At 59.8% G+C, this 11,740-nt stretch carries 9 protein-coding genes; 3 read left to right on the plus strand and 6 right to left on the minus strand.

The window, feature by feature from the left end; translation table 11 throughout:
- Positions 1-16: 16 nt before the first annotated feature.
- The 4 genes from LOY31_RS19935 to LOY31_RS19950 form a co-directional block, all read right to left on the minus strand.
- Positions 17-253: a DUF1653 domain-containing protein gene (locus LOY31_RS19935; protein WP_007953059.1), complete on the minus strand. Its 237-nt coding sequence runs from the start codon at positions 251-253 to the stop codon at positions 17-19.
- 99 nt (positions 254-352) lie between these two features.
- Complete coding sequence (gene fadA / locus LOY31_RS19940; protein ID WP_085608206.1) at positions 353-1,528, minus strand: acetyl-CoA C-acyltransferase FadA; 1,176 nt, start codon at positions 1,526-1,528, stop codon at positions 353-355.
- Positions 1,529-1,557: 29 nt separating this feature from the next.
- A complete protein-coding gene (fadB, locus tag LOY31_RS19945; RefSeq protein ID WP_007953061.1) occupies positions 1,558-3,705 on the minus strand; it encodes a fatty acid oxidation complex subunit alpha FadB in 2,148 nt (715 codons plus the stop codon).
- Positions 3,706-4,245: 540 nt separating this feature from the next.
- Complete coding sequence (locus tag LOY31_RS19950) at positions 4,246-4,683, minus strand: hypothetical protein (protein ID WP_085608204.1); 438 nt, start codon at positions 4,681-4,683, stop codon at positions 4,246-4,248.
- 103 nt (positions 4,684-4,786) lie between these two features.
- Here LOY31_RS19950 and LOY31_RS19955 point away from each other — a divergent pair, with 103 nt between their 5' ends.
- Complete coding sequence (locus tag LOY31_RS19955; RefSeq protein WP_007953063.1) at positions 4,787-5,224, plus strand: universal stress protein; 438 nt, start codon at positions 4,787-4,789, stop codon at positions 5,222-5,224.
- Positions 5,225-5,300: 76 nt separating this feature from the next.
- On the opposite strand, the gene LOY31_RS19960 is transcribed toward LOY31_RS19955, so the two are convergent.
- Positions 5,301-7,223, minus strand: coding sequence for an ATP-binding cassette domain-containing protein (locus LOY31_RS19960; protein WP_011335198.1), 1,923 nt, complete (start codon positions 7,221-7,223; stop codon positions 5,301-5,303).
- A gap of 215 nt (positions 7,224-7,438) precedes the next feature.
- On the opposite strand from LOY31_RS19960, the gene LOY31_RS19965 reads away from it, so the two are divergent.
- The gene (locus LOY31_RS19965; protein WP_258712115.1) at positions 7,439-9,367 is read left to right on the plus strand and encodes a transglycosylase SLT domain-containing protein; all 1,929 of its coding nucleotides are present in this window, start codon (positions 7,439-7,441) and stop codon (positions 9,365-9,367) included.
- Between the two features lie 117 nt (positions 9,368-9,484).
- Here the strand turns inward: LOY31_RS19965 and LOY31_RS19970 are convergent, their stop codons facing one another.
- Positions 9,485-11,278, minus strand: coding sequence for an ABC transporter transmembrane domain-containing protein (locus LOY31_RS19970; protein WP_258712116.1), 1,794 nt, complete (start codon positions 11,276-11,278; stop codon positions 9,485-9,487).
- Between the two features lie 259 nt (positions 11,279-11,537).
- Between LOY31_RS19970 and LOY31_RS19975 the strand changes: the two genes are divergently transcribed.
- Positions 11,538-11,717 carry a PA1571 family protein gene (locus tag LOY31_RS19975; protein WP_085608203.1) on the plus strand — a complete coding sequence of 60 codons (180 nt, stop codon included), beginning with the start codon at positions 11,538-11,540 and terminating at the stop codon, positions 11,715-11,717.
- Positions 11,718-11,740 lie beyond the last annotated feature (23 nt).

Consider the following 11,740-nt stretch of genomic DNA (forward strand, 5'->3'; position numbering starts at 1 on the left):
TTTGCGCGCACTCGCCTTACGGCTTCGAAAAAAGGCTCGGTTCGGCTTGCACCAAAGCAAAGCGTGGGACCTGCTCCCCGTCAACCTCGACGGACTCCAGGAACATGCTCAAGGGACGTACCCAGAAGCCGTAATCGCCATACAGGGCTTGGTAAAAGACCACTTCTTCTTCGGTCTCGGAATGCCGCGCAACACTGAATACGCGGTACTGCGGACCTTTGTAATGTTGGTAGAGCCCAGGTTGTATCGGCATGCTTCGGCCCTCACTCAAATTTTTTCAAAATAAAAACAAAAATAAATCCGCAAAAACAAAAACCGGGGCACTTGGCCCCGGCTTCCATCGACGAGACGCTTAAACGCGTTCGAAGACGGTGGAGATGCCTTGGCCGAGGCCAATGCACATGGTGGCCACCCCGAAGGTGCCGCCATTCTGCTTCATCACGTTCAGCAAGGTGCCGGAAATACGGGCACCGGAGCAACCGAACGGGTGACCCAGGGCGATCGCGCCGCCGTGCAGGTTAACCTTCTCATTCATCTTGTCGAGCACTTTCAGGTCTTTCAGCACTGGCAGGGCCTGTGCGGCGAACGCTTCGTTGAGCTCGAAGAAGTCGATATCGTTGATACCCAAGCCGGCACGTTTCAGTGCTTTCTGAGTAGCCGGTACCGGACCATAGCCCATGATGGCCGGGTCCACACCCGCTACCGCCATCGAACGAATCACCGCCAGAGGCTGGATGCCCAGGTCCTGCGCACGCTGCGCCGACATCACGATCATGCACGAAGCACCATCGGTGATCTGCGACGAAGTACCGGCCGTCACGGTGCCGCCCTTTGGATTGAACGCCGGCTTCAGAGCCGCCAGACTTTCCAGGGTGGTTTCCGGACGAATGGTTTCGTCGTAGTCGAAGGTTTTCAGGAAACCGTTCTCGTCGTAACCCTGCATCGGGATGATTTCGTCCTTGAACTTGCCTTCCACAGTCGCCTTATGGGCGAGCTGGTGGGAACGCACGCCAAAGGCGTCCTGCTGTTCGCGAGTGATGCCGTGCATTTTGCCCAGCATTTCAGCGGTCAGGCCCATCATGCCCGAGGCTTTCGCCGCGTACAGGGACATGTGCGGGTTCGGATCGACACCGTGCATCATGCTCACGTGACCCATATGCTCGACGCCGCCAACCACGAACACGTCACCGTTACCGGTCATGATCGCTTGCGCAGCAGTGTGCAGCGCGCTCATCGACGAGCCACACAGACGGCTGACGGTCTGGCCGGCCGAGGTGTGCGGGATCTGGGTCATCAGCGACGCCATGCGCGCGATGTTCCAGCCTTGTTCGAGGGTCTGGTTCACACAGCCCCAGATCACGTCCTCGACTTCGGCAGGATCGACCTTGGCGTTGCGTTCCAGCAGTTTGCTGATCAGGTGCGCCGACATGTCTTCGGCGCGGGTGTTGCGGTGCATGCCGCCCTTGGAGCGGCCCATCGGAGTACGACCGAAGTCGACAATCACGACGTCTCTAGGATTCAAGCTCATAAGTTCACTCTCACTCTAGTTGGGGGCGCTTAACCGAAGAAGCTCTGGCCGTTCTTGGCCATTTCGCGCAGCTTCGCGGTCGGGTGGTACAGCGCGCCCAAATCAGCGTACTGGTCGGCCAGGGCAACGAACTCGGCAACACCGATCGAGTCGATGTAGCGCAGCGCACCGCCACGGAATGGAGGGAAACCAATACCGTAGACCAGACCCATGTCGGCTTCGGCGGCGGTTTCGACGATGCCGTCTTCCAGGCAACGCACGGTTTCCAGGCACAGCGGGATCATCATCCAGTTGATGATGTCTTCGTCAGTGACTTCGCGCTGCTCGTAGACGATCGGCTTGAGCACTTCCAGTACCGACGGATCGGCGACTTTCTTCTGCTTGCCTTTCTTGTCGGCCTCGTAGGCATAGAAGCCTTTACCGTTCTTCTGACCGAGACGCTTGGCTTCGTAAAGCACGTCAATGGCCGAACGACGGTCGTCCTTCATGCGGTCCGGGAAGCCTTCAGCCATCACGTCACGACCGTGGTGACCGGTGTCGATGCCGACCACGTCCATCAGGTACGCCGGGCCCATCGGCCAGCCGAATTTTTCCATGATCTTGTCGATACGGACGAAGTCCACACCGGCGCTGACCAGCTTGGCGAAACCGCCGAAGTACGGGAACAGTACACGGTTGACCAGGAAGCCAGGGCAGTCGTTGACGACGATCGGGTTCTTGCCCATTTTCTTGGCGTAGGCAACGGTTGTGGCAATCGCCAGCTCGCTGGACTTCTCGCCACGGATCACTTCCACCAGCGGCATCATGTGCACCGGGTTGAAGAAGTGCATGCCGACGAAGTTTTCCGGACGCTTGAGGGCCTTGGCCAGCAGGCTGATGGAAATGGTCGAGGTGTTGGACGCGAGGATGGTGTCCTCTTTGACCTTGTCTTCGACTTCCGCCAGAACGGCTTGCTTGACCTTCGGGTTCTCGACCACGGCTTCAACGACCAGGTCGACGTGACCGAAATCACCGTAGGACAGGGTCGGACGAATGCCGTTGAGCACTTCAGCCATTTTCGCGGCGGTCATGCGGCCTTTATCAACGCGACCGACAAGCAGCTTGGCGGCTTCAGCCAGACCTTGCTCGATGCCGTGCTCGTTGATGTCCTTCATCAGGATCGGCGTACCTTTGGAAGCCGACTGATAGGCGATACCGCCACCCATGATGCCGGCGCCCAGTACGGCAGCCTGCTTCACGTCCTTGGCGATTTCGTCGTAGGCCTTGGCCTTTTTCTTCAGCTCCTGATCGTTCAGGAACAGACCGATCAAGCTCTGCGCGGCAGAGGTCTTGGCCAGTTTCACGAAACCTGCGGCTTCAACTTCCAGCGCCTTGTCACGACCGAAGTTCGCGGCTTTCTGGATGGTCTTGATCGCTTCGACCGGGGCCGGGTAGTTCGGGCCAGCCTGGCCAGCCACGAAACCTTTGGCGGTTTCGAAAGCCATCATTTGTTCAATGGCGTTCAGCTTGAGCTTTTCCAGCTTCGGCTGGCGCTTGGCCTTGTAGTCGAACTCGCCGGAGACGGCGCGCTTGATCAGCTCAAGGGCGGCATCCTGCAGCTTTTCAGGGGCAACCACGGCATCGACGGCGCCGACTTTCAGCGCGTCTTCAGGACGGTTTTCCTTGCCGGCGGCAATCCACTCGATGGCGTTGTCGGCACCGATCAGGCGCGGCAGACGCACGGTACCGCCGAAGCCCGGGTAGATGCCCAGTTTGACTTCCGGCAGACCGATCTTGGCCTTGGTCGACATGACGCGGTAGTCCGCTGCCAGGCACATTTCCAGGCCGCCCCCCAGGGCGATGCCGTTGATCGCGGCGACGGTCGGAACGTTGAGGTCTTCGAAATCGCTGAAGATCTTGTTGGCTTCGAGATTGCCAGCAACCAGCTCGGCATCCGGCAGCTTGAAGTTGTCGACAAATTCGGTGATGTCGGCGCCGACGATGAACACGTCCTTGCCACTGCTGACGATCACGCCCTTGATCGAAGCATCTGCCTTGATGGTGTCTACGGCCTGACGCAGTTCGTTCAGGGTAAGACGGTTGAACTTGTTGACGGACTCACCCTTGAGGTCGAATTTCAATTCGACGATGCCACTTTCAAGAGCTTTAACCGTGATGGCTTTACCTTCGTAAATCATCAACTGATCTCCACGATATGGAAGCTGAACAGTACACGTCGGACGCAGGCAAATGGCTCGGCAGGACGTTTTTTCGTCGATGCTGACACTCATCCACCCGGCACACCCGCCAACGCGATAGTCGGGATTCTGTAGGAGCAGTCTGCAATACAAACGCTCAATTCATACGCCCGTTTGATTTGGGTACGCCACCTTCACGGAATTTCCGACAATTGTCAATCGCCCTAAATACGGGTTGAAATGCGACTTTGCGGTCATTTCTGTAGGACGCAGCCCGGCCACACACGCTTGCATGTGAGGGCATTCATAAGATTAATAGTTAGAAAAGTCGCCCTAATTCACCGCAAGCCTTGTTTAACAGGCTACGCTGGCTGGACTACGAAGGAAAACAGGCGCAGATTTGCTGACCGGATGACTCCGGTTCAACGCCAAAAAGAATTTCCGGCCTGCCTGGCCAACCCCGCCCGATGAATCATGTCGGGCTTTTTATTGCGCGTCTGCCAGACGTTTCGCACCGTTGCAGCGCGAAAAGTCCGCAAGTCATGCCAGCGCTTTCAGCGTGGCATCAATCTCCAGCAAAACCGACGCCTCACCCTTCTCGCCCCAATAGAGGGCGATCATCTGCTTATCCGCCTCGACCTTGAAAACGTTGCCCGGCAATTTTTCGAAATGATTCAGCAGCAGTGGATCCTCACAGACTTCCTGCCACTGATTCACCCAAACACCCGGGGATTTCTGCCAATACGTCCAGCACGCCGACTGCTTGCCACGGCGTGGCCGATGGTATTGCGCGCACGGGTTTGGCGGCTCCTGGCTCAGCCAGTGCGGCCACTCCTGGGGCGCCAGCTGCATGGCCAGCCCGATGCGCCGGGCCTCGGTGCGCAAGGCTATCCGGCCACTCTGTGCACGGGACGGACGCAACCACGCCAGGGGACTCAACACCACCAGCAGGATTGACACCACCAGCCAGACCGTCATATCTCTACTCCCGTTTTGTCATGAGCCCATTGCGTCACTTTGGAACCAATGCGCTTGAAACCAGCCATACTTAACAATATTGATCCCTCACGAGGAGCACCTCATGCCCTACCACCATATCCTGGTCGCCGTAGATCTGACCGAAGAGTGCGACCCTGTGATCCACCGCGCCCGAGAGCTGTCAGTGAGCAATGGCGCCAAGCTGTCGCTGGTGCATATCGTTGAACCGATGGCCATGGCCTTCGGCGGTGACGTACCGATGGATCTGTCACAACTGCAACAACAGCAGTTCGATCAGGCCAAGGAACGCCTCGAACGCCTGAAGCACAAGTACACCGAGCTTGAAGGCGCCAACTGCCACCTGACCTACGGCCAGCCGCGTCAGGAAATCCACCATTTCGCCAAGGAACAGGAATGCGACCTGATCGTGGTCGGCAGCCATGGCCGGCATGGTCTGGCGCTGTTGCTGGGCTCGACCGCCAATGACGTGCTGCACGGCGCACCTTGCGATGTGCTGGCGGTGCACTTGGTCAAACGCTGATCCCAGGCACTTGTGAAAAGCTAAAAAAGCCCGGCGCCCATCACTGGACGCCGGGCTTTTTCATGCCTTGAAACAATCAGGCGTCCAGCTCGGCCCAACGCTCCACCAGCGCATCCAGCTCAGCCTGCAACTGCTCCAGAGAAGCAATCACCTTGGCCGTCTCGGCCGGCGGACGCTGATAGAAGCCGGCCTCGGCCATTTCAGCCTCGACAGCAGCAATCTGCTGCTCCTTGGCGTCGATGTCGCCCGGCAGCGCTTCCAGCTCGCGCTGAAGCTTGTAGCTCAACTTCTTCTTCGCCGCTGGAGCCGCAGCAACCGGCGCGGCAACCGGAGCCGGTTCGGCAGTGACCACCGCCGAGTTCAGGTCGGCCTTGCCGGATTTGCTTTCGGTCACGCCCAGCAGACGCGGCGAACCGCCCTGACGGATCCAGTCCTGATAGCCGCCGACGTATTCGCGCACCTTGCCTTCACCTTCGAAGACCAGAGTGCTGGTGACCACGTTGTCGAGGAATGCCCGGTCGTGACTGACCATCAGCACAGTGCCGTTGAAGGTCAGCAGCACTTCTTCGAGCAGCTCGAGGGTTTCCACGTCGAGGTCGTTGGTCGGTTCGTCGAGTACCAGCAGGTTCGCCGGCTTGCTGAACAATTTGGCCAGCAACAGACGCGCACGCTCACCACCGGACAACGCCTTCACCGGCGTGCGGGCACGCTGCGGGCTGAACAGGAAGTCGCCGAGGTAGCTCAGCACGTGGCGGCTCTGGCCGTCGATATCGATGAAGTCGCGACCCTCGGCGACGTTGTCAATCACGGTCTTTTCCAGATCCAGCTGATGGCGCAACTGGTCAAAGTAGGCCACATCGATCTTGGTGCCCTCTTCCACTTTGCCGCTGGTCGGTTGCAGACCGCTGAGCATCAGTTTCAGCAGAGTGGTCTTGCCGGTACCGTTGGCGCCGAGCAGGCCGATCCGGTCGCCACGCTGCAGCACCATGGAGAAATCACGGATCAGGAACGGACCGCCCGGATGCGCGAAGCTCACGTTATCCAGCACCATCACCTGCTTGCCGGACTTCTCCGCTGTTTCCAGCTGGATGTTGGCCTTGCCGGTGCGCTCGCGACGCTCGCTGCGTTCCACGCGCAATGCTTTCAGGGCACGTACGCGGCCTTCGTTACGGGTACGACGGGCCTTGATGCCCTGACGAATCCACACTTCTTCCTGGGCCAGACGCTTGTCGAACAGCGCGTTGGCGGTTTCTTCAGCGGCCAGCGCGGCTTCTTTATGGACGAGGAAACTGGCGTAGTCGCCGTTCCAGTCGATCAGGCCGCCGCGATCCAGTTCCAGGATGCGGGTGGCGAGGTTTTGCAGGAAGGAACGGTCGTGCGTGATGAACAGCACGGCGCCCTGGAAATCCTTCAGCGCTTCTTCAAGCCACGCAATCGCACCGATGTCCAGGTGGTTGGTCGGTTCGTCGAGCAGCAGCAGATCCGGCTCGGACACCAGCGCCTGCGCCAGCAGGACGCGACGACGCCAGCCGCCGGACAGTTCGGCGAGGGTCTTGTCGGCCGGCAGTTGCAGGCGGCTCAGGGTGCTGTCGACCAGGGTCTGCAAGCGCCAGCCATCGCGGGCTTCGAGGTCGTGCTGAACGTGCATCAACTTGTCCAGATCGGCATCGGTGACAATGTTCTGGCTCAGGTGATGGTATTCGGCGAGCAAGGCGCCGACGCCGTCGAGGCCTTCGGCGACCACGTCGAACACCGTCCGCTCGTCGGCTACCGGCAATTCCTGTGGCAATTCACCGATTTTCAGACCGGGGGCACGCCACACCGAGCCGTCATCAGGCTTCTGGTCGCCCTTGACCAGTTTCATCATGCTGGATTTGCCAGTGCCGTTGCGGCCGATGATGCACACCCGCTCACCACGGGCGATCTGCCAGGACACCTTGTCCAACAACGGCATCGCGCCGAATGCAAGGGACACATCGCTGAATTTGAGCAGGGTCATGAGCTTCTCCAAAAACCGGGCGCGCATTCTACCTGAATCGGGGCCCGAGCAGGCCGGCAATTTCGCCGCTGACGCACTCTGCACAACAATTGTTGCGAACTTGTGCTGCAAGGCCGGCAAAGCTTTCGCCCCCTGCTGGCAAAAGGCTAAGCTACAGACAATTCAGTGCGGGTTTTGGGCCGGCACTTGTCATGATTTCTCTGCCCGGATGTCTCATGCGCAGTCGCCTCTTCAGTGTTTTGTCATGTTTGCTGCTTTCCGCCGCTGCCGTTCAATCCGCCCAGGCGGTGGACCTGTCCACCCAACGCCAGTATTACGATGAAGCCAAACGCGCCCTGGCCAAGGGCGACACCGGCCCGTATTTCCGTTACAGCCAGGCCCTCGCCGATTATCCGCTGGAGCCATACCTGGCTTACGACGAACTGACCGCCCGGCTGAAAACCGCCAGCAACGCGGAGATCGAAAAGTTTCTTGCCGAGCACGGTGACCTGCCCCAGGCCAACTGGATGAAGTTGCGCTGGTTGCGTTGGCTGGCCGATCGCGGCGACTGGGCGACCTTCGTCAAGTATTACGACCTCAAACTGAATTTCACCGAGCTGGACTGCCTGAACGCGCAGTACCAGATCAGCCACAACAAGAAGGCCGAGGGCTACGCCAACGCCGAGAAGCTGTGGCTGACCGGCAAATCCCTGCCCGCTGCCTGTGATGCGCTGTTCGGCATGTGGGCCGCCGAAGGTCAACTGACCGAACAGAAACGCTGGGAACGCGCCAAACTCGCCGCCCAGCACCGCAACTATCCGCTGGCCAACAGCCTCGTCAACGGCCTGACCACCCTCGCCCCGCGCGGTCGCCTGCTGGTGGACGTGGCGCAGAAACCGGAACTGCTCAACCAGCCTTCGCGGTTCACGCCGGCCGATGAACCGATGTCCGACGTGGTCAGCCTCGGTCTGCGCCGCCTCGCGCGTCAGGACCCGGACAAGGCCATGGCCCTGCTCGACGGTTATGCCAGCAGCATGCATTTCTCCCGGGATGAAAAAGTCGCGATCGCCCGGGAAATCGGCCTGACTCTCGCCCGCCGCTTCGACAGCCGCGCGCTGGATGTGATGACCAAATACGACCCGGAACTGCGCGACAACACCGTGTCCGAATGGCGCCTGCGCCTGCTGTTGCGTCTGGCGCGCTGGGACGACGCCTACCAACTGACCCGCCGTCTGCCGCAGGATCTGGCCACTACCAACCGCTGGCGCTACTGGCAGGCCCGCAGCCTGGAACTGGCACAACCGCAGAATCCGGAAGCGCAGACGCTGTACAAGAATCTGTCGCGGGAGCGTGATTTCTACGGTTTCCTCGCCGCCGACCGCTCGCAGTCGCCTTACTCGCTGAACAACAAGCCGCTGGTGCTCAGTCAGGCGCTGATCAACAAGGTGCGCAACACCCCTGGCGTGCGTCGTGCGCTGGAGTTCCACGCCCGTGGGCAGATCGTCGACGGTCGCCGCGAGTGGTATCACGTCAGCCGGCATTTCAGCCGCGACGAAATGGTCGCCCAGGCGAAACTGGCTTACGACCTGAAATGGTATTTCCCGGCCATCCGCACCATCAGTCAGGCGCAGTACTGGGATGATCTGGACATTCGTTTCCCGATGGCCCACCGCGACACTCTGGTGCGCGAAGCCAAGGTGCGCGGCCTGCATTCGAGCTGGGTGTTCGCCATCACCCGTCAGGAAAGTGCGTTCATGGACGACGCCCGTTCCAGCGTCGGCGCCAGCGGCCTGATGCAACTGATGCCCGGCACCGCCAAGGAAACCGCGCGCAAGTTCAGCATTCCATTGGCCTCGCCACAGCAGGTGCTCGATCCGGATAAAAACATCCAGCTCGGTGCCGCTTACCTGAGCCAGGTGCACAGCCAGTTCAACGGCAACCGCGTGCTCGCCTCTGCCGCCTACAACGCCGGCCCCGGCCGCGTGCGCCAGTGGCTGCGCGGCGCCGACCACCTGAGCTTCGACGTCTGGGTGGAAAGCATCCCGTTCGACGAAACCCGCCAGTACGTGCAGAACGTGCTGTCCTACTCGGTGATCTACGGCCAGAAACTCAACTCGCCGCAACCGCTGGTGGACTGGCATGAGCGGTATTTCGATGATCAGTGATCGAGGCGTGTTTCGCCGATAGATCGACGTAAACAAAAATGCCCGCATCGAGAGATGCGGGCATTTTTTATGGCGCTCTACTGGGTCGGTTACATGGTCGGTTACTTAGTCGGTTACTTAGTCGGTTACTTGGTCGGTCGAAGCCTGATGGCCATCATTGAACTGCAACGCCGCCAACCGCGCATACAACGGGTTACTCGCAATCAACTCCTGATGCGTGCCGATCGCAACCAGTTTGCCTTGATCCATCACCGCGATCCGGTCGGCGTTTTTCACCGTGGCCAACCGGTGGGCGATGACCAGTGTGGTGCGGTTTTGCATCAGGCTCGGCAGCGCTTGCTGGATCAGGTGTTCGCTCTGGGCGTCGAGGGCGCTGGTGGCTTCGTCGAGCAGCAGGATCGGCGCGTCGACCAGCAGCGCCCGGGCGATTGCCAGGCGCTGGCGTTGTCCACCAGACAGGCCGAGGCCGCCGTCACCCAGATGGGTCTGGTAACCGTCGGGCATCTGTTCGATGAAATCATGGGCGTGGGCGATTTTCGCGGCTTCCCGTACCTGCTCCAGCGTGGCGGTCGGGCAGCCGTAGCGAATGTTCTCTTCGACACTGCCGAAGAACAGCGCCGGGGTTTGCGAGACCAGCGCGAAGCAGCGACGCAGGTCCAGAGGATCGAGGCTCGTCAGTGGCACGCCATCGATCAGGATCCGCCCCTCCCGGGGATCATAGAAACGCAGCAACAAGTCATACACCGTGGACTTGCCCGCGCCGGACGGGCCGACGAGCGCGAGGGTTTCGCCGGCGTTGATCGTCAGACTCAAGCCATCGACGGCGAGGCTTTCGGGACGCGAAGGGTAGGAAAAACGCACATCCTGCAATTCCAGCTCGCCTTTGACTCGCTCCGGCAGCGTCACCAATCCCGTGGTCGGTGGCTGGATAATGTTCTCCGAACGCAGCAATTCAGCGATGCGCTCGGCGGCGCCGGCTGCCCGCTGCAACTCACCTATCACTTCGCTCAATGTGCCAAAGGCACTGCCGACGATCAGGCTGTAGAACACAAACGCCGCCAGTTCACCGGCAGAAATCCGCCCGGCAATCACGTCCATGCCGCCGACCCACAACATCACCGCGACGGCGCCGAGCACCAGCACGATCACCAGCGTGATCAGCCAGGCCCGTTGGAAAATCCGCTTACGCGCAGTCTCGAACGCCTGCTCGACAGTGCTGGCGAAACGCTGTTCGTCCTGCACCTGATGGTTATAGGCCTGCACGGTCTTGATCTGGCCGAGAGTCTCCGAGACGTAGCTGCCAATGTCGGCGATCCGGTCCTGACTCAACCGGGAGAGGTTACGCACGCGGCGGCCGAAAATCAGGATCGGCGCAATCACCAACGGCAGTGCGATCACCACGATGCTGGTGAGCTTTGGGTTGGTGATGAACAGCAGCACCACACCGCCAATGACCATCAGTAAATTGCGCAGGAACAGCGACAGCGACGAGCCGATCACCGATTGCAGCAGCGTGGTGTCAGCGGTCAGCCGCGACTGGATTTCCGAGCTGCGGTTGTCCTCGTAAAACCCGGGATGCAGGTACACCAGATGGTTGAACACCTGTCGACGGATGTCCGCCACCACGCGTTCACCGATCCAGGACACCAGATAAAACCGCGCAAAGGTGCCGACCGCCAAGCCGAACACCAGCAGCATGAACAGGCCGATGGATTGGTTGAGCAGGTGCGGCGACTGGGTCATGAAGCCTTGATCGACCAGCAACTTGATGCCCTGCCCCATCGACAGGGTGATGCCCGCCGTGACGATCAGCGCCAGCAGTGCGCCGAAGGCCGGCCAGCGATAGGGAGCAAGGAAATGACTGGTCAGGCGCAGGGCCCGGCGGTGGCGCGAGGAAAGCATCGGGATCATTCAGGTTCACGTCGTGTGCTGATGGATAGGGCCAGCCTACAGACTCAAATGGGGAGGAACTCTGTAAATCACAATGAGTCAGGTTAAATATGACCGGCAAGACTACCCCCTAGATGCTATTGGTCTAAGGTCCGGGTTGAGACAGACGGTCATTTCTGTTTGAGTGGAGATGCCGTTCCGGACCGACCGCAGGGAGTTGTCACAGCCTGGTCACCTGACGGTTTTAATCTAGGCACACAACCTGATGAGGAGACAGGCCATGTCCTTGCAAAACAGCAGCGAAGACAAGATTGAAGTGATCCGCACCAAGCCCGGCCAACCTCTGGGTTGCTCGATCATCGACGAAAACGGGCGTGAAATCGAGATCACTGAAGACATGATCCAGGAAGCTTGCAGCGAACTGGAGAAGCGATTGGTCAAGCCTGCCGAACAAAAGTGATATCGCCACCGTCTTCCTGACCC

This window comes from Pseudomonas sp. B21-021 (assembly GCF_024749205.1).
Lineage (GTDB): Bacteria > Pseudomonadota > Gammaproteobacteria > Pseudomonadales > Pseudomonadaceae > Aquipseudomonas > Aquipseudomonas paraglycinae.

Coding starts and splice junctions, on each gene's coding strand:
- LOY31_RS19935 (WP_007953059.1), bottom strand. CDS start 253: ATGCCGATACAACCTGGGCTCTACCAACATTACAAAGGTCCGCAGTAC.
- fadA (WP_085608206.1), bottom strand. CDS start 1,528: ATGAGCTTGAATCCTAGAGACGTCGTGATTGTCGACTTCGGTCGTACT.
- fadB (WP_007953061.1), bottom strand. CDS start 3,705: ATGATTTACGAAGGTAAAGCCATCACGGTTAAAGCTCTTGAAAGTGGC.
- LOY31_RS19950 (WP_085608204.1), bottom strand. CDS start 4,683: ATGACGGTCTGGCTGGTGGTGTCAATCCTGCTGGTGGTGTTGAGTCCC.
- LOY31_RS19955 (WP_007953063.1), top strand. CDS start 4,787: ATGCCCTACCACCATATCCTGGTCGCCGTAGATCTGACCGAAGAGTGC.
- LOY31_RS19960 (WP_011335198.1), bottom strand. CDS start 7,223: ATGACCCTGCTCAAATTCAGCGATGTGTCCCTTGCATTCGGCGCGATG.
- LOY31_RS19965 (WP_258712115.1), top strand. CDS start 7,439: ATGCGCAGTCGCCTCTTCAGTGTTTTGTCATGTTTGCTGCTTTCCGCC.
- LOY31_RS19970 (WP_258712116.1), bottom strand. CDS start 11,278: ATGATCCCGATGCTTTCCTCGCGCCACCGCCGGGCCCTGCGCCTGACC.
- LOY31_RS19975 (WP_085608203.1), top strand. CDS start 11,538: ATGTCCTTGCAAAACAGCAGCGAAGACAAGATTGAAGTGATCCGCACC.